The sequence below is a fragment of the Micromonospora sp. HUAS YX12 genome (assembly GCF_040215685.1).
Classification (GTDB): Bacteria; Actinomycetota; Actinomycetes; order Mycobacteriales; family Micromonosporaceae; genus Micromonospora; species Micromonospora tulbaghiae.
The window spans coordinates 917,783-941,904 of record NZ_CP157974.1; the positions used below are offsets into that span (position 1 = coordinate 917,783).

The 24,122-nt window shown below is 73.9% G+C and carries 24 protein-coding genes and 1 pseudogene; 12 read left to right on the top strand and 13 right to left on the bottom strand.

The features are described 5' to 3' along the window. Positions 1–3 precede the first annotated feature (3 nt). On the top strand, positions 4–291 hold the full coding sequence (locus tag ABIH81_RS04525; protein WP_349879153.1) for a hypothetical protein: 288 nt from the start codon (positions 4–6) through the stop codon (positions 289–291). Between the two features lie 2 nt (positions 292–293). Here the strand turns inward: ABIH81_RS04525 and ABIH81_RS04530 are convergent, their stop codons facing one another. Together ABIH81_RS04530 and ABIH81_RS04535 are read right to left on the bottom strand one after the other, a co-directional pair. Further along, complete coding sequence (locus ABIH81_RS04530) at positions 294–2,426, bottom strand: APC family permease (RefSeq protein WP_349879154.1); 2,133 nt, start codon at positions 2,424–2,426, stop codon at positions 294–296. 66 nt (positions 2,427–2,492) lie between these two features. Beyond that, entirely contained in the window at positions 2,493–3,449 is a 957-nt protein-coding gene (locus ABIH81_RS04535) for a DMT family transporter (RefSeq protein ID WP_349879155.1), read from the bottom strand. Positions 3,450–3,557: 108 nt separating this feature from the next. Between ABIH81_RS04535 and ABIH81_RS04540 the strand changes: the two genes are divergently transcribed. Further along, positions 3,558–4,253: an HAD family hydrolase gene (locus ABIH81_RS04540; protein WP_349879156.1), complete on the top strand. Its 696-nt coding sequence runs from the start codon at positions 3,558–3,560 to the stop codon at positions 4,251–4,253. An 83-nt stretch (positions 4,254–4,336) separates the two neighbouring features. Here ABIH81_RS04540 and ABIH81_RS04545 read toward each other — a convergent pair whose 3' ends face one another. Together ABIH81_RS04545 and ABIH81_RS04550 are read right to left on the bottom strand one after the other, a co-directional pair. Beyond that, positions 4,337–4,870: a hypothetical protein gene (locus ABIH81_RS04545; RefSeq protein WP_349879157.1), complete on the bottom strand. Its 534-nt coding sequence runs from the start codon at positions 4,868–4,870 to the stop codon at positions 4,337–4,339. A 180-nt stretch (positions 4,871–5,050) separates the two neighbouring features. Beyond that, entirely contained in the window at positions 5,051–5,920 is an 870-nt protein-coding gene (locus ABIH81_RS04550; RefSeq protein WP_349879158.1) for a PhzF family phenazine biosynthesis protein, read from the bottom strand. A gap of 33 nt (positions 5,921–5,953) precedes the next feature. On the opposite strand from ABIH81_RS04550, the gene ABIH81_RS04555 reads away from it, so the two are divergent. The 3 genes from ABIH81_RS04555 to ABIH81_RS04565 all read left to right on the top strand — a co-directional run bounded on the left by ABIH81_RS04555 (position 5,954) and on the right by ABIH81_RS04565 (position 9,063). After that, complete coding sequence (locus tag ABIH81_RS04555) at positions 5,954–7,240, top strand: CBS domain-containing protein (protein WP_349879159.1); 1,287 nt, start codon at positions 5,954–5,956, stop codon at positions 7,238–7,240. Further along, positions 7,233–7,841: a DUF1003 domain-containing protein gene (locus ABIH81_RS04560; protein ID WP_349879160.1), complete on the top strand. Its 609-nt coding sequence runs from the start codon at positions 7,233–7,235 to the stop codon at positions 7,839–7,841. Before ABIH81_RS04555 ends, ABIH81_RS04560 begins: the two co-directional genes overlap by 8 nt. A 73-nt stretch (positions 7,842–7,914) precedes the next feature. Continuing rightward, complete coding sequence (locus tag ABIH81_RS04565) at positions 7,915–9,063, top strand: Mrp/NBP35 family ATP-binding protein (protein WP_349879161.1); 1,149 nt, start codon at positions 7,915–7,917, stop codon at positions 9,061–9,063. A gap of 166 nt (positions 9,064–9,229) precedes the next feature. On the opposite strand, the gene ABIH81_RS04570 is transcribed toward ABIH81_RS04565, so the two are convergent. Both ABIH81_RS04570 and ABIH81_RS04575 read right to left on the bottom strand, forming a co-directional pair. After that, entirely contained in the window at positions 9,230–9,646 is a 417-nt protein-coding gene (locus tag ABIH81_RS04570) for a preprotein translocase subunit TatB (RefSeq protein ID WP_349879162.1), read from the bottom strand. A gap of 72 nt (positions 9,647–9,718) precedes the next feature. Next, complete coding sequence (locus ABIH81_RS04575) at positions 9,719–11,020, bottom strand: trypsin-like peptidase domain-containing protein (protein ID WP_349879163.1); 1,302 nt, start codon at positions 11,018–11,020, stop codon at positions 9,719–9,721. 290 nt (positions 11,021–11,310) lie between these two features. On the opposite strand from ABIH81_RS04575, the gene ABIH81_RS04580 reads away from it, so the two are divergent. Next, the gene (locus tag ABIH81_RS04580) at positions 11,311–11,883 is read left to right on the top strand and encodes an O-methyltransferase (RefSeq protein WP_230651228.1); all 573 of its coding nucleotides are present in this window, start codon (positions 11,311–11,313) and stop codon (positions 11,881–11,883) included. A gap of 59 nt (positions 11,884–11,942) precedes the next feature. Here ABIH81_RS04580 and ABIH81_RS04585 read toward each other — a convergent pair. Together ABIH81_RS04585 and ABIH81_RS04590 are read right to left on the bottom strand one after the other, a co-directional pair. Then, positions 11,943–13,357, bottom strand: a pseudogene (locus ABIH81_RS04585) (leucyl aminopeptidase family protein). Between the two features lie 235 nt (positions 13,358–13,592). Beyond that, a complete protein-coding gene (locus tag ABIH81_RS04590; RefSeq protein ID WP_013283866.1) occupies positions 13,593–13,760 on the bottom strand; it encodes a DUF3117 domain-containing protein in 168 nt (55 codons plus the stop codon). A gap of 189 nt (positions 13,761–13,949) precedes the next feature. Between ABIH81_RS04590 and ABIH81_RS04595 the strand changes: the two genes are divergently transcribed. Both ABIH81_RS04595 and ABIH81_RS04600 read left to right on the top strand, forming a co-directional pair. Further along, a complete protein-coding gene (locus tag ABIH81_RS04595) occupies positions 13,950–14,768 on the top strand; it encodes a PaaX family transcriptional regulator C-terminal domain-containing protein (protein WP_349879164.1) in 819 nt (272 codons plus the stop codon). A gap of 3 nt (positions 14,769–14,771) precedes the next feature. Then, positions 14,772–15,563 carry an enoyl-CoA hydratase-related protein gene (locus ABIH81_RS04600; protein WP_349879165.1) on the top strand — a complete coding sequence of 264 codons (792 nt, stop codon included), beginning with the start codon at positions 14,772–14,774 and terminating at the stop codon, positions 15,561–15,563. A gap of 23 nt (positions 15,564–15,586) precedes the next feature. Here ABIH81_RS04600 and ABIH81_RS04605 read toward each other — a convergent pair whose 3' ends face one another. From ABIH81_RS04605 to ABIH81_RS04620, 4 genes are read right to left on the bottom strand one after another with little or no spacing between them, the layout of a single operon-like run. Then, positions 15,587–16,210 (bottom strand): hypothetical protein, encoded by a 624-nt coding sequence (locus ABIH81_RS04605; protein ID WP_349879166.1) that lies wholly within the window; start codon positions 16,208–16,210, stop codon positions 15,587–15,589. 36 nt (positions 16,211–16,246) lie between these two features. Then, positions 16,247–16,831 carry a DNA-3-methyladenine glycosylase I gene (locus ABIH81_RS04610; protein ID WP_349879167.1) on the bottom strand — a complete coding sequence of 195 codons (585 nt, stop codon included), beginning with the start codon at positions 16,829–16,831 and terminating at the stop codon, positions 16,247–16,249. A 51-nt stretch (positions 16,832–16,882) separates the two neighbouring features. Beyond that, the gene (locus tag ABIH81_RS04615; protein WP_349879168.1) at positions 16,883–17,383 is read right to left on the bottom strand and encodes an SRPBCC family protein; all 501 of its coding nucleotides are present in this window, start codon (positions 17,381–17,383) and stop codon (positions 16,883–16,885) included. Then, positions 17,380–18,048 (bottom strand): DivIVA domain-containing protein, encoded by a 669-nt coding sequence (locus tag ABIH81_RS04620; protein ID WP_349879169.1) that lies wholly within the window; start codon positions 18,046–18,048, stop codon positions 17,380–17,382. Before ABIH81_RS04620 ends, ABIH81_RS04615 begins: the two co-directional genes overlap by 4 nt. 152 nt (positions 18,049–18,200) lie before the next feature. Here ABIH81_RS04620 and folP point away from each other — a divergent pair, with 152 nt between their 5' ends. Then, positions 18,201–19,070 (top strand): dihydropteroate synthase, encoded by an 870-nt coding sequence (folP, locus tag ABIH81_RS04625; protein WP_349879170.1) that lies wholly within the window; start codon positions 18,201–18,203, stop codon positions 19,068–19,070. Positions 19,071–19,073: 3 nt separating this feature from the next. Here the strand turns inward: folP and ABIH81_RS04630 are convergent, their stop codons facing one another. Beyond that, positions 19,074–19,451, bottom strand: a complete 378-nt coding sequence (locus ABIH81_RS04630) for an NADH-quinone oxidoreductase subunit A (protein ID WP_013473888.1) — start codon at positions 19,449–19,451, stop codon at positions 19,074–19,076. A 125-nt stretch (positions 19,452–19,576) separates the two neighbouring features. Between ABIH81_RS04630 and ABIH81_RS04635 the strand changes: the two genes are divergently transcribed. The 3 genes from ABIH81_RS04635 (at position 19,577) to ABIH81_RS04645 (ending at position 24,063) form a co-directional block, all read left to right on the top strand. Then, the gene (locus ABIH81_RS04635; RefSeq protein ID WP_349879171.1) at positions 19,577–20,992 is read left to right on the top strand and encodes a hypothetical protein; all 1,416 of its coding nucleotides are present in this window, start codon (positions 19,577–19,579) and stop codon (positions 20,990–20,992) included. A 196-nt stretch (positions 20,993–21,188) separates the two neighbouring features. Then, a complete protein-coding gene (locus tag ABIH81_RS04640) occupies positions 21,189–23,036 on the top strand; it encodes a 2-oxoacid:acceptor oxidoreductase subunit alpha (RefSeq protein ID WP_349879172.1) in 1,848 nt (615 codons plus the stop codon). Then, positions 23,029–24,063, top strand: a complete 1,035-nt coding sequence (locus ABIH81_RS04645) for a 2-oxoacid:ferredoxin oxidoreductase subunit beta (protein WP_151500024.1) — start codon at positions 23,029–23,031, stop codon at positions 24,061–24,063. The genes ABIH81_RS04640 and ABIH81_RS04645 overlap by 8 nt, the downstream gene beginning before the upstream one ends. Positions 24,064–24,122: the final 59 nt, after the last annotated feature.

The following is a 24,122-nucleotide window of genomic DNA, read 5'->3' on the forward strand; positions in this document are numbered from 1 at the left end:
CGCATGACCACGGAGCAAGCGGTCCTGCTGGTCGCGCTCGTCGACCTGAGCGCCGACGTGGACGCCGGCCGGCGGTACGAGGACGCGGTGCTCGGGCTGCTCGGCCGGCACGACGGGCGGCTGGAACGCCGTCTGCGCACCGGGGACGGGGAGACCGAGGTGCACGTCATCCGGTTCGCCGCCCGCGCCGGGCTCGACGCGTTCCTGGTCGACCCGGACCGCGTCGCGCTGCGGGCCGAGCTGGGCGACGCCGCACCCGCCACCCGGGTGCTGGAGGTACGCGACGTCTGAGGTCACGACACGTGCACCGGGACGCTCGTGACCACCACGCCGGGCAGCGCCCGCAACGCGACCCGTAGCCGCTGCTCGGCGCGGCTGTGCAGCAGCCGGTACCGCCGCCGGCGCAGCACCACCTCCGGCACGATCACGGTGAGCGTCAGGTCCGGGCTCGCGGCGTGCAGCGCCTCCAGGTAGTGCGCCAGCGGCCCGATCACCGACCGGTACGGCGACACGATCGTCTCCAGCCGCAGGTGGTCTCCCCAGGCCCGCCACTGCTCCCGGAACCGGTCCGCCTCGGCCTCCTCCGGAGCGAGGTGCACGGCGAGCGTCGGCCGCCCGAGTGACGTCGCGTACGCCAGCGCGCGCAGCGACGCCCGGTTCAGCCGGGCCACCGGCACGACCACCAGGTGGCGTACCTGCTGGGGCAGTTCGTCGCCCTCGGCGGGCGGCGCGGGTGGCGGCGGGTGCAGCGCCAGCGCGCGGTGCAGCCGGGCGTAGTGCGTGTGGATCCGGCGGAACAGCAGCACCAGCAGGGGCACGGCGAGGACCACCACCCAGGCGCCCTCGGTGAACTTGGCGACCGCCGCGGTCAGCAGCACCAGCCCGGACAGCGCCGCACCGACCGCGTTGACGGCGAGCCGGCGGCGCCACCCCGGCCCCCGGCGGCGCCGCCAGTGCACCACCATCCCGGTCTGGGACAGTGTGAAGGCGAGGAACACGCCCACCGCGTAGAGCGGGATCAGCCGCTCGGTGTGCCCGCCGAACGCGACGAACACCACCGCGGCGGTCAGCGCCAGCGCCACCAGCCCGTTGCTGAACGCCAGCCGGTCGCCCATGTGCAGGAACCGGCGCGGCGCGTGCCCGTCCCGGGCCATGAAGAACAGCAGCCGGGGGAAGTCGTTGAACGCCGTGTTCGCGGCCAGCAGCAGGATCAACGCGGTGGTCGCCTGCAGGATCGCGTACCAGGGCCCGCTCGGGAACGTCACCCGGCCGAGCTGGGACAGCAGCGTCTCGTCCGCCCGGGGCACCAGGCCGTCGAGGTGGATCAGCCCGACCAGGCCGGCGAACAGCGTGACCAGCATGGCGATCATCCAGCCGAGCGTGGTGCGGGCGTTGCGCCACTCGGTCGGGCGGAACGCGGGCACCGCGTTCGAGACCGCCTCGATGCCGGTCATCGACACCGCGCCGGAGGAGAACGCGCGCAGCACCAGCAGCAGGCTCAGGCCCTCGACGGCGGGCACCGAGGGCGGCGGCACCGGCGCGAAACCCCGCGCCGCGGCCTTCGCGTACCCGACCGCCAGCACCGCGACCAGCGCCACCACGAACGCGTACGTGGGCAGCACGAAGATGTTCCCGGCGGTGCGTACGCCGCGCAGGTTGCCGGCGAGCAGCAAGACGATCACCAGCACCCCGAGCGGCACCACCCACGAGTTGAGCCCCGGCAGCGCCGAGGTGACCGCGTGCACCCCGGCCGCCACCGACACGGCCACGGTCAGCACGTAGTCGAGCATCAGCCCGGCCGCGGCGGCGAGTCCCGGTGTACGCCCGAGGTTGTCCCCCGCGACGATGTAGGAGCCGGCGCCGTGCGGATAGGCCGAGATGGTCTGCCGGTAGGAGAGGCCGACCGCGACCATCAGCACCACCAGCACGGCGGCGAGCGGCAGGGCCAGCCCGAGCGCGGCGCTCCCGGCCAGCACCAGCACCACGAGCATCGCCTCCGGCCCGTACGCCACGGAGCTGAGCAGGTCCGAGGAGAGCACCGGCAGCGCGACCAGTTTGCGCATCCGCTCGTAGAGCACCGACGCGCTGGACAGCGGCGGCCCGGTCAGGGCCCGGCGTAGCCGGGCGGCGGCCCGGCCGGCCCGATCGCCGGGCAGGTCGGCCGCACCGGTGGCGACCAGCTCGTCCGGCTGCGCCACTGTGAACATGTCGATCGGCGCCAGCCGTCCGAACCGGGTGGGCGCCGGGTGGCGGTCGTGCCGCCCGAGCGTCGGGTCGACCGGCAGGTCGTCGGCGCGGCGCGGGCCGCGCCAGCGCTCACCGATCCGGCCGAGCGCGGCCCGTTCCTCGTCGCCGAGCGGCGGGAACTCGGCCGAGGGCGTGACGACGGTCCCCGCCTCCGCCGCGTCGTCCCGGTCCGACCCCACCCTGAGCACTTTCGTGCAAACCGGACGGCCCGGTGGCCGGAACGGGACGACTTCGCCCCGACCGGCTCAGTCGCCGAGCGGCGTCGGGTCGGCGGGGGCCGCGACCGGCGCGGCGCGACGGCCGGCCCGCGCGCCGCCCAGCACCACCACTGCCACCCCGGCCAGCAGCAGCGCCAGGCCCGGCAGGGCCAGCGGCCGGGGCAACTGCCCCAGCCACACCCAGCCGATCAACGCCGCGCCCGGCGCCTCCAGCAGGATCAGCACGCTGACGGTGGTCGCGGAGACCCGGTGCAGGGCGTAGTTGAACATCGAGTGGCCGAGCAGTTGGGCGCCCGCCACCAGGCCGAGGATCGCCAGCCAGGTCGCGCCGTCGAAGCCGTGCAGGCGTACCCCGCCGACCAGGCACACCACGAGCAGGATCGCCGCGCAGACGCCGTAGCAGACGGTGGTGTAGGTGGTGGTGCTGATGCTGGCCCGGGCCCGCTCGCCGAACGCGGTGTAGACGGCCGCGAACAGGCCGCCGACCACCGCGAGCAGGTCACCGGCGAACGCCCGGCCGGAGACGCCGAAGTCGGCGCCGGTGGCGAGCACCGCGCCGAGCACCGCCACCGAGATGCCGGCCCACACCGCCGCCGGCAGCCGCCGTCCCTGCCCGCGGGCGATCAGCCCCTGCCACACCGGCTGCGTCGCGCCGAGCGCGGTCGCGGCCGCGACCGAGGTGAGCTGCGCGCTCGGCATCCAGGTGGCGAAGTGGGCGGCCAGGGCGACCCCGGAGAGTACGCAGTAGAGCCCCTCGCGCCGGCCCGGCCCGACGGTCAGCGCGCGGAGTTCGGCGCGCCGCCTGGTCAACGCCACCGGGCCGAGGACCGCCACCGACAACGCGGTACGCCAGAACGCCACCGCCAGCGCCGACGCGGCGGCGAACGCCACGAGCGGCGCCGAGGACGAGACCGAGGCGACGGCCAGGGCGAGCGCGCTCACCGTCAACGCGTCGAGCGGCGGGCGATGCGGAACGGTCGGCACGAACGGTAATCCTCACACGGACACCCGACCGACACGGAACGTCAGCGCTCCGTTACGATCATGCGCGTCCCGGCGATCCTCCCCCTCGACGTCCGGAGGCGTTCCCTCATGCCCAGGTTCCAGGCGGTGCTGTTCGACTTCTTCGGCACCCTGACCCACTGTGTGCGGCGCGGAGCCGCCCACCGCGCCACCGCCGACCTGCTCGGCTGCTCCGCCGAGGCCCTCGTGGAGGTGCTGAACAGCAGCTTCTACGCACGGGCGAGCGGCTCCTTCGGGAACGCCGAGTCGACGATGCGCTGGGTGTGCGCCCGGCTCGGCGTCCACCCGTCCGACGCGGCGGTACGCGCCGCCGTCGCCACCCGGCACCGGGCCGTACGCGCCGGCACCCGGCTACGTGCCGAGGCGGTGCCGGTGCTGGCCGCGTTGCGCCACCGGGGCGTACGCACCGGGCTGGTCAGCGACTGCACGCACGAGCTGCCGGCGTTCCTGCCGCAGCTCTCCGTCGCGCCGCTGCTCGACGCCCAGGTCTTCTCGGTACGCCTCGGACGCTGCAAGCCGGACCCGGCGCTCTACCTGGCCGCGTGTCACCGGCTCGGCCAGGCCCCGGCCGACTGCCTCTACGTCGGGGACGGCGACAGCCAGGAACTCAGCGGCGCGGAGCGGGCGGGGCTGAGCGCGGTCCGGCTGGCCGCACCGGATCTCGCCGACCACGTGGTCCTCAACGCCGATCACGGCTTCGACGGGCCGTCGCTGACCTCGCTGACCGACGTGCTCGACCTGCTCGACCCGGTCCCCGTCGCCTGACGCGGCCGTCGGCGGACTCCCGGCTCGGCCGGCGGCGGCCGAGCCGCGAGGGCGTCGACCGCCTGGCGCCGGCGGGTTCGCGGTCAGCGGCGGCGGACGCGGTGCAGGCGGAACGGCTTGCGAACGGCCCGTACCACGGGGGCCGGGCGGGGCTGCTCACTCAGCGAGCCGTCCGGGAGGTCGGCGCCGGTCACCGCGGTGCCGGCGAGCGTGAGCCGGTTGAGCGCGCACCCCTGCGCCGCCCACCGCTCCACCAGTTCGGCGGCGGAGCCGGAGGCGTTGAGCCGCTTCGCCGCGACCAGCGGCGCGGCGGTGTCCCACTCCTCGGTGCCCGGTCGCAGCCGGGTCACCCGCGCCGGCCAGGTGACGATCCGCCCGCCGTGGTCGCCGCGCAGCGTCACGTCGGCCGTGTCGCTGTCGGCCAGTCCGGGTGCGGTCTGCTCGCCGGGACCGGTGACCACGAGCAGGGTGCCCTCCAGCGGCAGGCACCACAGCGCGTACGCCGGGCCGCCGGCGGTGCTCACCCAGCACACAGCTGCCTTCTTCACCGCCTCGTCCACCAGCGGTGGCGTCACCCGCTCGTCCACCTCGTCACTCACCCCGCCATCCTCCCCCATCCCCACCCCACCCCGCCCCCTCCCGCCCCACCCCGCCTCACCCCGCCTCACCCCGCCTCACCCCGCCTCGCCCCGCCCCGCCCCGATGATCAAGGAGTTTGTGTCATGAAACGGCGGGCTCGCCGACACAAACTCCTTGATCACCGCGCGAAGGGCGGGTGGCCGGGGGCGGGAGGGGGGTCAGCCGATGAACGGGGGGACGGCGATCTCGCCTCGGGCCACCGGCATGACCTGGCCGGACACGGTCGCGCCCACCGCCAGGCCGCCGGACGCGGTCACCGTGCAGTCGAGCGTCGACGGGCGGTTGATCTCGATGCCCTGCCGGACCATGTACGTGGAGCGTCCGTCGCCGGGGAGCAGGCCGCTGGCGACCAGCCACACGCCCAGTCCCAGGGCGGCCGAGCCGGTCGCCGGATCCTCGGGCACGCCGAGTCCCGGTACGAAGACCCGGGCGTGCGCGGTTTGCGAATCGGGCTCCCAGGAGAAGAGGCTGACGTGCTCCACTCCGTACCGCTGCGCCGCCGTCGTGTTCAACCGTGCCCGGGCCACCGCGTCCGGGCGTACCGGAAGGTAGGGGAATTCGAGGCCGCACCCGGCGACGCGCGGTGGCGGGCCGACGTGGTCGGGGCCGGTGAGGCCGACCATCTCCAGCAGCGGCTCCGGGTCGAGTTCCGGGCCCAGCGTGGGCGTGCCGCCGGTGAGCGTCGCGCCGGTGGCGGTCACCTCGATCGGCAGGACGCCGGCGCCGCACTCCTGGGTGACCCGGCCCGCGCCGAAGACCCCGCGCCGGCTCGCGGTCACCGCGGCACCGACGCTCGGGTGCCCGGCGAACGGCAGCTCGTCGGCCGGGGTGAAGATCCGGGCCCGGTAGGTGGCACCCACCTGAGTCGGCGGCAGCACGAAGACCGTCTCGGACAGGTTGAACTCCAGCGCGAGCGCCTGCATCTGCTCGGTGGCCAGCCCTTCCGCGCCGAACACCACGGCCAGCGGGTTGCCGGCGAACGGGCGGTCGGTGAAGACGTCCACGATCTCGTAGCCCAAGGTCGACATGTTGTTAGAGACTAGGCCCTTAGGCTGGTGGCCGTGAGCACGCCGAACCGGGTCTACCTCGCTCGACTCGCCGGAGTCGCCGTCTTCGACCCGAACGGCGACCAGGTCGGCCGCGTCCGGGACGCGGTGGCCCGGATGCGCGCGACCCAGCGACCGCCGGAGGTGGTCGGTCTGGTCGCCGAGATGCCGATGCGACGGCGCATCTTCCTGTCCATCAACCGGATCACCTCCATCGATCCGGACGCGGTGGTGCTCGGCAGCGGCACGCTCAACCTGCGCCGGTTCGAGAAGCGCCCGAACGAGCTGCTGGTACTCCAGGAGCTGCTCGACCGGCGGGTCCAGCTCGACAGCGGGCAGGCCGGCACGGTGGTGGACGTGGCGATGGAGTGCAGCCGCGGCGGCGAGTGGGCGCTGAGCCGGGTCGCCGTCCGCGAGCACACCGGCCGGCTCACCCGCCGCGGCCACCTCCACCAGGTCGACTGGGACCGGGTCCGCGGGCTGGGCGCGGTCGGCGACAACCGGGGTACGGCCAACCTGCTCGCCGTCCTGGAGGACATGCGCCCGGCCGACCTCGCCAACGCCCTCCAGGACCTGCCCGACGCCCGGCGCAACGAGGTGGCCGCCGCGCTCGACGACGAACGCCTGGCCGACGTGCTCAGCGAGCTGCCCGAGCACGACCAGGTGGAGATCCTGGCCGCGCTGGACCGCGAGCGGGCGGCCGACGTGCTGGAGGAGATGGAGCCGGACGACGCGGCCGACCTGCTCAACGAGCTGCCCCCGCCGGAGCAGGACGTGCTGCTGGACCTGATGGAGCCGGACGAGGCCGACCCGGTACGCCAGTTGCTGCGCTACGCCTCCGGCACCGCCGGCAGCGTGATGACCTCGGAGCCGGTGATCCTGCCGCCGGACGCCACGGTGGCCGAGGCGCTGGCCCGGATCCGGGAGCCGCAGCTCTCGCCCGCGGTGGCCGCCCAGGTCTTCGTGACCCGTGCCCCACTGACCACGCCCACCGGCCGCTACCTGGGTATGGTGCATTTCCAGCGGTTGCTCCGGGAACCTCCGGCCGATCTGCTCGGCGGCATCGTGGTCAACGACATCGACCCGTTGCGGACGTCGACGCCGCTGCCCGAGATCACCCGCCGGATGGCGACGTACGACATGGTCGGCATGCCGGTGGTGGACCGGAACAACCGCCTGGTCGGCGCGGTGACCGTGGACGACGTGCTCGACCACTCCCTGCCGCGGGACTGGCGGGACCGGGACGCGGCATCCCCCTCGTCCGCCACCCACGACGGCATCCTGGACGGCGACGATGAGTGACCAGCGACGGGGCGAGCGGCTGGACCAGCCGCGCACCCCGCGGAACCTGCGCCTGCGCCGGATCGACGCGGAGACGTTCGGCCGCTGGGCCGAGGGCATCGCCCGGGGCATGGGTACGGCGAACTTCCTCGTCTACATGACGCTGATCCTGGTCGCCTGGTTCCTGTGGAACACGCTGGCGCCGGCGAATCTCCGCTTCGACCCGTACACCTTCACGTTCTTGACCTTGATCCTCTCCCTCCAGGCGTCGTACGCGGCGCCGCTGATCCTGCTCGCGCAGAACCGGCAGGCGGACCGGGACCGGATCGCGCTGGACGAGGACCGGCGGCGGGCGACGTTGCAGAAGGCCGACACGGAGTACCTGGCCCGGGAGATCGCGGCGCTGCGGATCGCGATGGGTGACGTGGCGACCCGGGACTTCCTCCGTTCGGAGCTGACCCGGCTGGGTGAGGAACTGGACGAGGCCGCCGAGCGACGGCGCAAGCTGGAGCGGCGGCAGCAGGAGCGGGAGGGCCGGCGGACGGGCGGCGGCGAGCCGTTGGACGAGCCCCGGGACGAGTTGGACGGCGACTTCGCGCGGGACGGTCGCTACGAGGGCTGACCCGGCCATCGAATCGCTCACACCGCCCCCGCCAGCGGCGGGGGCCGATGACCCGCGACGTAGCATTGCGGGCATGTCAGCACCCGTCAGCACCGTCTCCGACGCGATCCAGGCCGCCCTGGCCACCGTCAACGACCCGGAGATCCGCCGGCCGATCACCGAACTCGGCATGGTCCAGTCCGCCGAGCGCGGCGAGGACGGCGTGGTCCGGGTGGAGCTGCTGCTCACCGTGGCCGGCTGCCCGCTGAAGGACAAGCTGCGCAGTGACATCACCACCGCCGTGGGCGCGGTACCCGGCGTGAGCGGTGTCGAGATCATCTTCGGTGTGATGAGCCCGGAGCAGCGCCAGGAGCTCCAGTCGAAGCTGCGTGGTGGCGGCGCCACCGCCGAGCCGGTGATCCCGTTCGCCCAGCCGGGCTCGCGGACCCGGGTCTACGCGGTCGCCAGCGGCAAGGGCGGCGTCGGCAAGTCGAGCGTCACCGTCAACCTGGCCGCCGCGCTCGCGTCCCGTGGCCTGTCGGTGGGTGTGGTGGACGCGGACATCTACGGCCACTCGGTGCCCCGGATGCTCGGCGCCGACGGCGCGCCGACCCGCGTCGAAGACATGATCATGCCGCCGCAGTCGCACGGCGTGAAGGTCATCTCGATCGGCATGTTCACCCCCGGCAACGCCGCCGTGGTCTGGCGCGGCCCGATGCTGCACCGGGCGCTTCAGCAGTTCCTCGCCGACGTGTACTGGGGTGACCTGGACGTCCTCCTGCTCGACCTGCCGCCGGGCACCGGCGACATCGCGATCTCGGTGGCCCAGTTGCTGCCGAACGCGGAGATCCTCGTGGTCACCACGCCGCAGGCGGCCGCCGCCGAGGTGGCCGAGCGGGCCGGCGCGATCTCGTTGCAGACCCACCAGCGGGTGGTCGGCGTGATCGAGAACATGTCCTGGCTGGAGATGCCGGACGGCTCCCGGATGGAGGTCTTCGGGGCCGGTGGCGGCGCGGCGGTGGCCGAGTCGCTGACCCGCACGATCGGCGCGCAGGTGCCGGTGCTGGGGCAGATCCCGCTGGACACCCGGGTACGCGAGGGCGGCGACGCCGGTCAGCCGATCGTGCTGGCGCAGCCGGACGCCCCGGCCGCGAAGGCGCTGTTCCAGGTCGCCGACCGCCTGGCCGTCCGCCGCGAATCGCTCCTCGGCAAGCCCCTGGGCCTCAAGCCCGCCGGCCGCTGACCCACAAACGTCCACCCGCTCCCCACCGCCCCTTCCCGCCGCACCGCGCGCGGGAGGGGGCGGTCCCCCTTTCCAGGGGTCGATCATGAGGTTGACGGTCGCCGGACCGGCGTGTCGCGCCGCCAACTTCATGATCGACGGCGACAGCGGCGGGAGAGGGGCGGCGTCAGGTGGCGTCGTCGTAGGACGGGCGGGGGGCCGGCGCGGTGGGGGTGGCGGTGCTTGTCGCGGCCCTCGGGGTACGGAGGTCGGCGGCCTTGGCCACGTCCTTCAGCTCGTCGTGCACGCCTGTGACGTCCGAGCGCAGGTTGTCGTACATGCTCTGGAGCGGCTTGCGGATCGCCTGCTCGTCGTCCTCGCTGAGCAGGTGCTTGCGGATGAACGCCTTGGGGTGCAGATCCTCCAGCTGGATGTCGGTACCCAGCTCGCGGCTCAGGTCGCCGGTGGCGTTGCGCGCCATGTTGCGCAGGTTGCGGACCATCCGGAGGCCGTCGTTGATCACGTTGGGCAGCCGGTCCCCGAAGATCAACAGCGCCAGGAGCAGCAGGACGCCGATCTCCCACCAGTTCAGGTTCTCGAACACCGCGGCCTCCTCGTCCGTGTCAGGGCAAGACTACGCACGTCAGGTGACCATCGGGGAGGGGGTGACCGGTCCTCACTTCGCATCCGCGGCGAGCGTCACCGACGCGTTCTGCCGCGACGACCCGCGCCGGTACTCGACCGTCACCACCGAACCGGGCGCGTACTTGCGGACCAGGGCCACCAGGTCGGTCGGATCGGTCATCGGATGGCCGTCCAGCCGGAGCACCACGTCCCCGGTACGCAGTCCGGCCGCCGCCGCCGGGCCGGCCGGCTCGACCGCGTTGAGGCGTACCCCGCCGCCGGTGGCGCCGGTGCCGCCCACCTGGGCGCCGATCACCGTACGCCGGGCCTTGCCGGTGCCGATGATGTCCTCGGTGATCCGCTTCGCCTGGTTGATCGGGATGGCGAACGCGAGGCCGATGTTGCCCGCCTCCTGCCCGTCGGCCACCAGCGACTTGATCGTCGAGTTCACCCCGACCACCCGCCCGGCGCCGTCCACGAGCGGGCCGCCGGAGTTGCCGTGGTTGACGGCGGCGTCGGTCTGGATCGCCGCGTAGTAGCGGGTCGGCCCGCCCGGCTCGCCGGCCTGCATGGTCCGGTCCAGCGCGCTCACGATGCCGGCGGTGACGGTGTTGGCGAGCGACAACGGCGACCCGATGGCGAGCACCGGGTCACCGACGGCGAGCGCGTCGGAGTCGCCGAACTGCACCGGGGTCAGCCCGCTGCGCGAGACCTTGATCACGGCGAGGTCCGACTCCGGATCCTGCCCGACCACGTTGCCGGCGGCGGTGCTGCCGTCGTTGAACACGACGGTGGCCTTGCCGGGGCCGTCGGCGACCACGTGGTCGTTGGTGACGATGTGGCCCTCGCTGGTCACCACGAAGCCGGAGCCCTCGCTGGTGCCGCCGAGGCTGACCACCCGGATCGTGACCACGCTGGGCAGCACGCGCTCGGCCACCCCGGCAAGTGACTCGGGCTTGCGCTGGGCCAGCGCCGGGGCCTGCCCGGTCTGCGCGCCGAGCGTCGGCACGTCTCCGCCGCGCAGGAAGGCGTACGTCAGGGCACTGCCGAGGGAACCGGCCAGCAGCGCCGTGACCAGGGAGATCAGCACCACCTGGCGCAGCCCCGGCCGGGGCAGGTCCGGGTCGGTGACCGGTTCCGGCTCCCCCGCCCCGGGCACCGGCGCCGCCGGGACCACCACGGCAGCGGGCGCGTACGGATCCCGCCACGGGTCGGCCAGCGCGTCGGACCACCACGGCGACGTCGCCTGACCCGGGGCGTCCTGCGGCGGTCGTCCGGACGCCGGCCCACCCGGTGCCGGCGATCCGCCGGGCCGCCGCCAGTCCCAGCCGTCGGTCACGTCGGTGCCTCCCACTCCGTCCCGCTGGCCCCGCGCCGGCGGCCGGCGGAGCCGGACGACAGTGACGCGCGGGACACATCCAGGATTGCACGGATGGCGCGAACGGGGTCAGGGGTTGCCGTCCGTGAGCACTCCACGACGGACTCGCGGCTGCGCCGGTACCGGCCCGCCTCTACGCTCACAGTGCATACCGCCCCTCGCACCAGTCCGCCCCTCGGAGGTGTCCCATCGCCACGGTCGCCGGTCCCGGCAGTTCGACGGCCCAGGCGCTTCACTTCGCCGAGTCTTTCGTCACCGAGGATCTCGTGCTGCGCACGGCCCGCGCCCTCGCCCACGAGGTGGGGGTGGAGGCGGTCACGCCCGGGTCGGGTGCCGCGCTGCGGCTGCTCGCCGCCGCCGGCAACGCCCGGGCGGTGGTGGAGATCGGCACCGGCACCGGGGTGAGCGGCGTGTGGCTGCTGCGCGGCATGCGCCCCGACGGCGTGCTCACCACGATCGACGTCGAGGTCGAATACCAGCGCATCGCCCGGCGGCTGTTCCAGGAGGCGGGCTTTCCGTCGGGGCGTACCCGGATCATCACCGGCCGGGCCCTCGACGTGCTGCCCCGGCTCGCGGACGGTGCCTACGACCTCGTCTTCGTGGACGCGGTGGCGACCGGCTTCGCCGCGTACGTGGACGCGGCGCTGCGGCTGCTGCGCCCCGGTGGCGTGCTCGCGCTCAACGGCGCGCTGGCGGCCGGCCGGATCGGCGACCCGGCCGCGCGGGACGTCGAGACGGTCACCGTGCGGGAGACGATCAAGGCGATCCGCGAGTCGGAGCACTGGGTGCCCGCGCTGCTGCCGGTCGGCCACGGCCTGCTGGCCGCGGTGAAGGCCTGATTCCGGCCCAGCGTGCCGTGCACGCCTGAGTCAGCCCAGCGTGCCGTGCACGCCTGAACTCAGGTCAGCGTCGCCAGCCAGCGGAGCAGCCCGCGCACACCCCAGCCGGTGGCGCCCTTGACCAGCTCGCCGTGCGTGTCGTCGGACCACGACGGCGCGGACATGTCCAGGTGCGCCCACCGGTCCCGCAGGTCGCCGGTGAACTCCCGCAGGAACAGCGCGGCGACCACCGAGCCGGCGCCCTGCGCCGGTGAGCTGTGCAGGTCGGCGATCTCGCTGGCCAGGTATTCGACGTAGTCGTCGGCGAGCGGCATCCGCCAGGCCCGCTCGCCGGCCGCGGTGATCGCGTCGAGCAGACCGGCGGCGAGCGTGTCGTTCTCGCTGTACAGCGCGGCGTGCCGCTTGCCCAGAGCGACGGCGTTCGCGCCGGTGAGCGTCGCCAGGTCGATCAGCAGGTCGGGCTTCAGCTCGCTGACCGCGTACGCCAGCGCGTCGGCGAGCACCAGCCGGCCCTCGGCGTCGGAGTTGGTGCTCTCGCTCGTCAGCCCGCCGTAGTGCCGGATCACGTCGCCGGGGCGGAACGCCGAGCCGCTGACCATGTTCTCGGCGAGCGGGGCGAGCGTGGTGACCCGAACCGGCAGGCGCAGTTCGGCGGCGCCGAGCGTCGCGGCGATCACCGCGGCGGCACCGGCCATGTCCTTGCGCATGAGCTTCATGGCCGGCACCGGCTTGATCGAGATGCCGCCGGTGTCGAACGTGATGCCCTTGCCGACGAGCACCACGTGGGTACGGGCGCCGTCGGGCCGCCAGTCCAGCTCCACGAGGCGCGGGCCGGTCGCGGAGCCGCCACCGACGGCCAGCAGACCGCCGAAGCCCTCGGCCGCCAGCTCCTCCGGGCCGCGTACCCGCAGGTGCAGGCCGGGGTGCCCGGACGCGGCCTCGGCCACCTGCGCGGCGAACCACTCGGGGTTCTTGGTGGACGAGGGCATGTTGGTCAGGTCCCGGGCGAGCCGGGTCGTCTCGGCGGTGGCCCGGGCGGCGTCGAGCGTGCCGGCCAGGGCGTCCGGGTCGTCGACGAGCACCGCCACCTCGGCCAGTGCGGGCCGCTTGCCGGCCTCGGTGAGGCGGAAGCGGTACGAGCCGAGCAGCAGCCCCTCGGCGAGGCCGCGCAGCGCCGCCGTCGCCTCGGCGGGAAGCGCGATAGTGATCTGCGTCTCATCCTTCGCCGCGCGGGCCAGCGCCGCGCCGGCGGTGCGCCAGTCGCGCTCGTCGCCCTCGCCGACGCCCAGCAGCCACAGCCGCGCCGGGGAGCCACCGGGACGCAGGTGCTCGCGTACCTCGCCGGCCGCGCCGGTGAGCCGGGTGGCCCGCAGGACGGCGGCGCCCTCGGCCCGGAGGCCGTCGCCGGTCGGCACGGCGGTGGGACCAGTTCGGTCGAGGAGCCGGTGGAGGCCGAGGAGTCCGGCGAGGCCAGGGAGTCCGGCGAGTCCGGTCCTCCGGGACGGATGGGCAGGACGAGAGCGTCGGGCCCCGCGGGCCCACTCACCAGGCGAATGACCAGCACGCTGGACCGTACCTCCGAAACGGGTTGAACGGGTACACGTCACCACGTACCCGCAGAGGAAAGACCCTGAGCCACCGGCATGCCGGTGGCTCAGGGTAGGACGAACCGCCCGCGCGGCGGACGCCGCGCGGGACACTTCCTCGAATCAGCCCGCGGCCGCCTTCAACGCGTCACCGAGCGCGGTGGCCTCGTCGGGAGTCATCTCGACGACGAGCCGGCCACCACCCTCCAGCGGGACTCGCATGACGATGCCCCGGCCCTCCTTGGTGACTTCCAGCGGACCGTCGCCCGTCCGCGGCTTCATCGCCGCCATGTTGTCTCCCCTCAGACCTACACCAGGGTCGGTGAGTTGCCCCACAGCCACTTCGCCATCGCCATCCGCAACCGCGCGGAAGGCTCGACCAACGATTTTCCCTGATGAACACCGCCGGACCCAAACCGAAGCAGCATTGATGTAACAGCATCTAGCTTATCTTGGATAGGCCTGTCACAATGTGCGGTCATGCAGGCACGGTCGGCACTCTTCGACCTGTACGGCGACCACCTCCGGGCCCGGGGTGGCCGCGCACCGGTCGCCGCCCTGGTCAAGCTGCTCGCCCCGCTCGGGATCGCCCCACCGGCGGTACGCACCGCGGTCTCCCGGATGGTCCGCCAGGGCTGGCTGGAACCCCTCCGGCTCGCGTCCGGACCGGGATATTCGATCACCCCGAAGGCGGCTCGTCGACTCGACGAGGCGGCGTCCCGGATCTACCGGACCGGGCGGCACAGCTGGGACGGGCGGTTCGATCTCCTGGTGCTCACCGCGCCCGCCTCCCGCCGGGACCGGCAGCGGCTCGCCGCGAACCTCGCCTTCCTCGGTTACGGCACGCTCGACGACTGCACCTGGGTGGCCACCCGCCCGGGCGAGGACGTCGACCTGCTGCTCGACGAGGCGGGCGTGCGCTACGAGCGGTTCACCGCCGCGCACGCGGCCGGCACCCCCGGCGCGATGGGCGTGGTCCGCCGCGCCTGGGACCTGGCCGAGATCGGCCGGGCGTACGAGCGCTTCGTCGCCGAGCAGAAGCCGCTGCTCTCCGGCGTCACAGTGCGCAGCAGCGACGAGGACGCGTACGCGGCCCGGTTCCGGCTCGTGCACGCATGGCGTACGTTCCTGTTCCGGGATCCGCAACTGCCCCCGGCACTGCTGCCCGAGCGCTGGCCGGGCACCAGCGCGGCCAGTTTCTTCGACCGGCACGCGGCCCGGCTCCGGCCGGCCGCCGACCGGTACGTCGAGCAGTGCCTCGACGCCGGCAACCGCCTCGCCCGACAGAAGGGTCGTTAGAACGTGACCGAGCCGCTGCTCGTCGACCGCACCGACGCCGTCGTCACCCTGACGCTGAACCGCCCGACGGCGATGAACTCGCTCGACGTGGCGCTCAAGGAGGCGCTCCGGGACACGCTGGCCGAGCTGGAGACCGACCGGTCCTGCCGGGCGGTCGTGCTCGCCGGCGCGGGCGGCTCGTTCAGCGCCGGGCAGGATCTGCGCGAGCACGTGCAGACGCTGGAGACCTCGGACTCCGACCCGCTGGGCACGGTGCGGGCGCACTACAACCCGATCGCCGCCCGGCTGGCCAACCTGCCCAAGCCGGTGATCGCGGCGGTGCGCGGAATGGCCGCCGGGGCCGGCGCCTCGCTGGCGTTCCTGGCCGACTTCCGCATCGGCGGCCCGAAGACCCGGTTCCTGATGGCGTTCGCCGGGGTGGGGCTCGCCGCCGACACCGGCGCCTCCTGGACGCTGCCCCGGCTGGTCGGTCACGCCAAGGCCGTCGAGCTGCTGATGCTCGCCGAGCCGGTCGGCGCCGAGGAGGCCTGCCGGCTGGGCCTGCTGACCAAGCTGGTGGACGACGACGAGCAGGTGCTCCCCACCGCGCAGGAACTGGCCGCCCGGCTCGCCGCCGGCCCGACCGTCGCGTACGGGGCGATCAAGCGCCAGCTCTCCATCGCCGACGCGGGCACGCTCGCCGACGCGCTGGCCGCCGAGGCGCAGGCCCAGGCGATCTGCGGCGCCACCGCCGACCACCGGGCCGCCACGAAGGCGTTCGTCGCCAAGCAGAAGCCGGTCTTCGAGGGCCGCTGACCGGGCCGGCCGCGGCCCGGAGGTCAGTCGTCCTCTTCCGGATCCTGGTTGGCCTCGGCGCCGAGCACGAACGCCTGCATGGCCAGCTCGTCGCCGTACGGCGAGACGAACGCCGGCAGCTCCCGCGGGCCCAGCTCCTGCACGTAGGACCAGAAGATCCGTACCGCCTCGGCGCGCGACGCGGCCTCGATCGGCAGGTCCAGGCTGACCAGCCAGGTGCTGCGGGCGGGCGGCGGGCCGAGCCGGTCGGCCAGCGACCGCCAGCGGGCCGGGTCGAGCGCCACGACCGGGCCGTCCGGCGCCGGGCCGTCGACCGGCACCGGCTCGTCGAGCACCCGCCGGGTGTACGTGACCACGAGCGACCCGGCCACCGCGTCGGACTGCGGATCGTCCGGGTCCTCCCGGGTCTCGGACGACGCGAGCGCGACCCGGCCGAGCGCGACCAGGCGCAGCGGCTCGTCGACGAGCACCGCGACCCGGTCGCCGGGCCGGGGGCCGGCCGCCTCGGACAGCCCGGTCAGCTCCAGCGCGTCGTGGTGCACCAGCCGCTCGGCCTCGAAGCGCTCGGCTGGCAACAGCACCGCCCAGGCTCCGGTCGTGGTCGCACCGTCTGTCGTCCCGCTCGTGCGCGGCTCGGTGTCGGTCATGCCCCAATCCCATCACGCCGGAGGTGGCGCGCTCCGTCACACCCCGGCCCGGTCACCGCTCACGTGGCAGTCGGCCAGGTGGTCGTCGACCATGCCGGTGGCCTGCATCAGCGCGTAGGCGGTCGTGGGGCCGACGAAGCGGAAGCCCCGCTTCTTGAGCGCCTTGGCCATCGCGACCGACTCCGGGCTGGTGGCCGGCACCTCGGCGAAGGACCGGGCACGCGCCGCCCGGGGCGGGGGCGCGAAGGACCAGAGCAGCGCCGAGAGGCCCTCGGACAGCTCCGACGCGGCCCGGGCGTTGGCGATCGCCGCCTCGATCTTGGCCCGGTTGCGGACGATCCCGGCGTCGGCCATCAGCCGGGCCACGTCGGCCTCGCCGTAGCGGGCCACCGAGTCGATCCGGAAGCCGGCGAAGGCGTCCCGGAACGCCTGCCGCTTGCGCAGGATGGTCAGCCAGGACAGGCCGGACTGGAACGCCTCCAGCGTCAGCCGCTCGTAGAGCGCGTCGTCGCCGCGCAGCGGCCGGCCCCACTCCTCGTCGTGGTAGACGGCGTAGTCGGGGGTGCTCGCCCCCCATGCGCAGCGGGGCAGCCCGTCGGCGCCGGTCACCAGGTCAGTCACGGCGTCCACGATAGGCCGGGCCACCGACAGCCCCGCCGCGCCGACCGCCGGTCAGGGCAGGCGGCCCTGCTCGACCAGCCGGGCGAACTTCTTCAGCGCCTGGGTGAGGCTGAACTTCGAGCCGGGCCAGAGCACCGGCCACGCCACCCGGCCGGCCGGCCCGCCCGGCAGGTGGAACCACTCGTGCCAGACCACCTGCGTGCGGTCGCGGTCCATCGGGGTGCAGCGCAGCACGCCGGGGCCGCGCAGCAGCTTGCCGCAGTGCACCACGCCGACCTCGTACGGCGCGTCGACCCGGACCACCCGCATCTCGTCGCGGAGCACGGCCGGCCCGAGCGTGGTGACCGCCTCGACCAGGCTGCCCTCGCCGCCGTCGCCCTCGACCACCCGGACCCGGGTCAGCGGGATCCAGTCCGACTGCCGCTCCCACGCGGTGAGCGCGGCGAACACCCGGTCGGCCGGGGCGTCGACGATCACCGTGGCGGTGACCTCGGCGGCGCCGCGGCGGGACGCTTCGGTGAAGTCGTCGGCCGGCCGGCCGGCGCCGGTCACGCCGACTCCGAGCGGACCACCGAACCGCGCTCCCGGTCGTCGTCGGCCGGGCCGGCCGCGATCCCGTTCGCCGGGGAGACGGTGTCCTCGGTCGCCGCGGCGGCGGGGGCCTCCGCCACGCCCGCCTCGGCCGGGGCGCGCCCCGGCTGCCGGTCGGTGTCGGTCCGGACCGGCTGCCGGTCGGTGTCGGTCCGGGCCGGCTGCCGGTCGGTGTCGGTCCGGGCCGGCGGCTCCGGCGCGGACAGGTCGATCACCGCCGGTTCCGGGGTGGACGGGTCGGGCGCCCGCTCGGTCTCGGGGCGGGTCGCGGCGGCCTCCTCGCGCGCCCGGCGCAGCGCGTCGGCGTCCTCGGTACGCCCGTCCCGCAGGGCCGCGTTCTCCGCCTCCAGTACGCCGATCAGCTCGGTCTTGTAGCCGATGTCGTACGCCGCCCGGCGCAGCGCCGCGTCGACCTGGTTCATCCGGTAGCCGCGCAGCGCAGTGTCGAAGCGGACGTCGGACACGTCCGACTCGTCGAGCGGACGGCTGCCGGGCAGGGGCACGGCCCGCCCGTCCGGCTCGGCCGGCGTGAGGCCCGGATCCTTGCCGGAGACGAGCACCGTCACCCCGAACACCACAGCCGCGACGGTCAGCGCGACGACCAAGAGGAGCAGAACCTCACCCATGCACAGATCGTGGCATGCGGGCCGGGATCGGGCGAGCCCTCCGAGACGTCCGGTCCGTAAATGCATCCGGCTCACGGGACCGGCACGGGCGGCGCGGCCGGGACCGGATAGCGTCGGACCGGCCGGTGCGGTCCGGCGGCGAGGAGGCGGGCATGACCGGGGCGTTGCGGCTGGGCGGACGGGCGTTCGGCCCCGGTGAGCTGGTGGTGATGGCGATCGTCAACCGCACCCCGGATTCGTTCTTCGACCGGGGCGCCACCTTCGCCCAGGACAGCGCGCTGCGCGCGGTGGAACGCGCGGTCGACGAGGGCGCCGAGATCATCGACATCGGCGGGGTCAAGGCCGGGCCGGGCGACGAGGTGGACGTGGCCGAGGAGATCCGGCGGACGGTGGACACCATCGCGGCGGTCCGGTCCGCCTTCCCCGACGTGGTCGTCTCCATCGACACCTGGCGTGCCGAGGTGGCCGTGGAGGCGGTCGCGGCCGGCGCGGACCTGCTCAACGACACCTGGTCGGGGGCGGATCCGGCGCTGGCCCGGGTCGCCGCGGCGACCGGCGCCGGGCTGGTCTGCTCGCACGCCGGCGGGCTCGCCCCGCGTACCCGGCCGCACCGGGCCGCCTTCGACGACGTGGTGGCCGACGTGGTCGGCACCGTGACCGGGCTGGCCGAACGCGCGGTCGGGCTGGGTGTGCGCCGGGACGGCATCCTGATCGACCCGGCGCACGACTTCGGCAAGAACACCCGGCACTCGCTGGAGATCACCCGGCGGCTGGCGGAGCTGACCGACACCGGCTGGCCGCTGCTGGTGGCCCTGTCGAACAAGGACTTCATCGGCGAGACGCTCGACCTGCCGGTGCCCGAGCGGCTGGAGGGGACGCTCGCCGCCACAGCGGTCTCGGCCTGGCTCGGCGCCCGGGTGTTCCGCGCCCACCAGGTCCGCGAGACCCGCCGGGTGCTGGACATGGTGGCGTCGATCCGGGGCGACCGGCCGCCGGCGGCGACCCGGCGCGGGCTCGCCTAGCGGTCAGGTCCAGCGCAGGACGCCGCGCCGCCAGGCGTAGAGGATGCCGAGCGCGACGATCGCCACGAAGACGCCCATCTCCACGACGGTGGTGGCGCCGAAGCCGGGCCGGTCGAAGACCAGCGCCCACGGGAACAGGAAGACCGCCTCGACCGCGAAGAGCACGTAGAGGTACGCGTAGACGTAGTAGCGGATCTGCATCTGGGCCCAGTCGCCGCCGACCGGGTCGAGACCGCACTCGTACGTGGCCCGCTTGCCCCACGGCTCGGCCGGCCGGCTCGGACGTAACACCCGGTTCGCGGAGAACGCCGTCACGAAGAAGAGCACGGCGGCGAGCAGCAGCAGACCGAGCGTGGCGTACGAGCCGAGATATCCGGTCACGACCGGAGCGTACCGGTGCCGTCCAGGTGTCCCGGACACGTTACGGATTTGTTTCCTCGCAGGACTAGTGCTTGATGGCAAGTATCACCGAATAATGGGATCTCGTTGATCGTCCCGGAGGACAGATGCCCCGCCCCCGCGTTGCGCCCGTTCGGCGGGTCGCGCTCCGCCGTACCCTCGCGCTGCTGGCGCCCGCGCTCGTCGCGGCGCTGGTCGCGGTGGCGCCGGCCGGGGCCGACGCCCACCCGGGGCCGGCCGCCGCGCTCCGGGTGATCGAGCCCGCGGAGCCGGGCGGCGACCCCGGCGGCGAGCCGACCGAGCCCGCGCCCACCGGCGAGCCGACGACCACGGCGACGGCCCCGCCGCCCACCGAGCCGCCGCCACCGGCGACCACGCCCCCGGCGCCGGTCACCACCTCACCGGCCCCGCCGCCGACGAGCGCGCCCGCCGAACCGGCGCCGACCACCGCCGCGCCGGCCACCACGGCACCGGCGCCCCCGCCGGTCGCGCCGCCGGTCAAGACCCCGCCGCCACCGCCGGCCCAGCCGGCCGGCGGGCCCCTGGGGGTACGCGTGAGCACCGAAGACGTGGTCCTCACGCCGGCCTACTGGAACGCCGACGCCACGGTCGCCACGTTGCGGGTGACGGTGACGAACACCGGCGGGCGGGCGGAGCGGATCAGCCTGGGCTACACGCTGCCGCCCGGGCTGACCGACGCGGGCACCCCGGGCTGCGAACCGGCCGGCGGCGGCAACCACAGCTGCGTCGGGTGGGACGCGGAGCCGGGCGCCCGGTTCAGCGCGACCATCCGCCTCCGGGTCGGCGGCGACGCCTGGCGGACCATGCCGCTGGCCGGATCGGTCCAGGTCACCGCCGTCGCGCCCGGTGTGACCGGCGCGGCGTACGACGACGAGGGCTTCGCGGTGCTGTTCCCGCCCGGGCCACCGGTACCCGGCATCTCGCTGCGCGCCGACGAGGTGCTGTTCGACATCAGCGGCGCCCCCAGCACGCTCACCGTCCGGCTCGGCAACACCGGCAAGGTCGACGCGGCCGGCCGGATCGAGGTGCTCCTGCCCGAAGGGGTGACCGTGGCCGGCACCGAGGGCGGCTGCGCCCCGGTGTCGGCCGACCGGACCCGCTGCGAGCTGGGCGCTCTGGCGGCCGGGCGGACCGCGACCGTACGGCTGACGCTCGCCGCCTCGGCGGAGGCCCAGCGGCGGGCGCCCCTGTCCGGGGCGGTGATCGGCCGGCTGGACCCGCGGAGCGGACGGGACCGGCAGGTGCAGATGAGCTTCCGGATCAGCGCGGCGGCGGCGGCGGACGCCGTCCCGCCCGGCGGGGCGCCGGCCCCGACCGGCTCGCAGGGCGTGCTCGTCGCCGCCGGAGAACGGGACCGCGGCGACACCTCGACCCGGCGGACGGCCATCGCGTTGATCGCCGTGTCCGGTCTCCTGGTCGTGCTCGCGCTGACGCTGGCGACCCGTTCGCTGCGCCGTCGCAGCGACATCGCCGTGCCGGAGCGTCCGATCACCGACCGGTGATCATGCATATGTGGTGATCTGAGTTACGGGCCCAGGCACTAAACGCTGCAAAGCAGGGCATACAGCGGCCCGGTCCAGTCCCATACGTCGGACCTCGACCAAGGTGGCCCTAACGTGGCGACGTAGGCTCTGACGTGAGAATCGGAGCGGGCCGGGCCGGCGAGGGCGACGGCGCTCAGTTAAGCGAGGTGCGGGTGTGACCAAGCAGATCCGTCAGCTGGACCGGGTGGTCATCCGGTTCGCCGGTGACTCCGGCGACGGCATGCAGCTCACCGGCGACCGGTTCACCTCGGAGACGGCGCAACTGGGCAACGACATCTCGACGTTGCCCAACTTCCCCGCCGAGATCCGTGCTCCCGCCGGCACCCTGCCCGGCGTGTCGAGCTTCCAGGTGCACTTCGCCGACTACGACATCCTGACCCCGGGTGACGCGCCGAACGTGCTGGTGGCGATGAACCCGGCCGCGTTGAAGGCCAACCTGGCCGACCTCCCGCGCGGGGCGGACATCATCGTCAACACCGACGAGTTCACCCGGCGCAACCTGGCCAAGGTCGGCTACGCGACCAGCCCGCTCGACGACGACTCGCTCGCCGGGTACGCGGTGCACCCGGTGGCGCTCACCTCGATGACGATCGGCGCGCTGGCCGAGCTCGACGTGTCCAAGAAGGACGCCGAGCGGGCCAAGAACATGTTCGCGCTCGGGCTGCTGAGCTGGATGTACTCCCGCCCCTACGAGTCCACGCTCCGCTTCCTGGAGCGCAAGTTCGCGGCCCGTCCCGAGCTGGTGGCGGCGAACGTGGCCGCGTTCCGGGCCGGCTGGAACTTCGGTGAGACCACCGAGGACTTCTCCGTCCGGTACGAGGTCAAGCCGGCCAAGATGCTGCCCGGCACCTACCGGAACATCACCGGCAACGCGGCGCTGTCGCTGGGCCTGGTGGCCGCCGGGGTGCGCTCCGGCCTGCCGGTGTTCCTCGGCGCGTACCCGATCACGCCGGCCTCGGACATCCTGCACGAGCTGAGCAAGCACAAGAAGTTCGGCGTGGTCACCATGCAGGCCGAGGACGAGATCGCCGCGGTGGGCGCGGCGCTCGGCGCCTCGTACGGCGGCGCGCTCGGCATCACCACCACGAGCGGCCCGGGTGTGGCGCTCAAGAGCGAGACGATCTCCCTGGCGGTGGCGCTGGAGCTGCCGCTGGTCATCGTCGACGTGCAGCGGGCCGGGCCGTCCACCGGTATGCCCACCAAGACCGAGCAGGCCGACCTGAACATGGCGCTCTACGGCCGGCACGGCGAGGCGCCGGTGGCGGTGGTCGCGCCGAAGTCCCCGTCGGACTGCTTCCACGCGGCGCTGGAGGCGGCCCGGATCGCGCTCACCTACCGCACCCCGGTGATCCTGCTGTCGGACAACTACGTGGCCAACGGCTCCGAGCCGTGGCTGCTGCCGGACGTGGAGTCGCTGCCCGACCTGCGGGTCGAGTTCGCCACGCAGCCCAACGGCGAGGACGGCACCACCTTCCTTCCCTACCTGCGGGATCCGCAGACGCTGGCCCGCCCGTGGGCGGTGCCCGGCACGCCCGGCCTGGAGCACCGGATCGGCGGCCTGGAGAAGGCCGACAAGACCGGCGACATCTCGTACGACCCGGCCAACCACGACTTCATGGTGCGGACCCGGGCGGCCCGCATCGAGACCATCCCGGTGCCGGACGTCGAGGTGGAGGACCCGGACGGCGACGCCCGGGTGCTGGTGCTGGGCTGGGGATCGACGTACGGGCCGATCGGCGCCGCCTGCCGTGGCCTGCGCCAGCGCGGGCTCTCGGTGGCCCAGGCCCACCTGCGGCACCTGGCCCCGATGCCGGCGAACCTCGGCGAGGTGCTGAGCCGCTACGACAAGGTGGTCGTGCCGGAGATGAACCTCGGCCAGCTCGCCCACGTGATCCGGGCGAAGTACCTGGTCGACGCGATCGGCTACAACCAGGTCCGCGGCCTGCCGTTCACCGCCGCCGAGCTGGAGACGATGCTGGAAGAGGTCCTGAAGAATGTCTGAGCCCGTCGCCCTCAAGCTCACCGCCAAGGACTTCAAGTCCGACCAGGAGGTGCGCTGGTGCCCCGGTTGCGGCGACTACGCCATCCTGGCGGCCGTGCAGGGCTTCATGCCGGAGCTGAACATCCCCCGGGAGAACATCGTCTTCGTCTCGGGCATCGGCTGCTCGTCGCGCTTCCCGTACTACATGAACACGTACGGCATGCACTCGATCCACGGCCGTGCCCCGGCGATCGCCACCGGCCTGTCGGTGTCCCGGCCGGACCTGTCGGTCTGGGTGGTCACCGGTGACGGCGACGCGCTCTCCATCGGCGGCAACCACCTGATCCACGCGCTGCGCCGCAACGTGAACCTGAAGATCCTGCTGTTCAACAACCGGATCTACGGGCTGACCAAGGGCCAGTACTCGCCGACCTCCGAGGTCGGCAAGATCACCAAGTCGACGCCGGCCGGCTCGGCGGACGCCCCGTTCAACCCGCTGTCGCTGGCGCTCGGCGCCGAGGCCACGTTCGTGGCCCGGACGATCGACTCGGACCGCAAGCACCTCCAGTCGGTGCTGCGGGCCGCCGCCCAGCACGAGGGCTCGGCGTTCGTGGAGATCTACCAGAACTGCAACATCTTCAACGACGGCGCGTTCGACCCGCTGAAGGAGCCGGCCACCCGGGACGACTTCCTGATCCGGCTGGAGCACGGGCAGCCGATCACGTTCGGCAAGGACGGGCAGTTCTGCGTCGTCCACCCGCCTGGTGGCTTCGGGCTGGAGGTCCGGGAGACCGCGAACACGCCGGCCGAGGAGATCGTCGTGCACGACGCGGGCGTGGCCGACCCGGCGTACGCGTTCGCGCTGTCCCGGCTGCCCGGCCTGGACCTGAGCAACACCCCGATCGGGGTGTTCCGGTCGGTGGACCGCCCCTCCTACGACAGCGTGGTGCAGGAGCAGGTCGCGGCGGCCAGGGCCACCGTCGACCAGACCCCGGAGCAGCAGCTCGCGGCGCTGCTCGGCAGCGGCGACACCTGGACGATCCTCTGATCCACCGCTGACCCGTCATGGCCGAAGGGCGGGCCGTTCCCCCGCGGAACGGCCCGCCC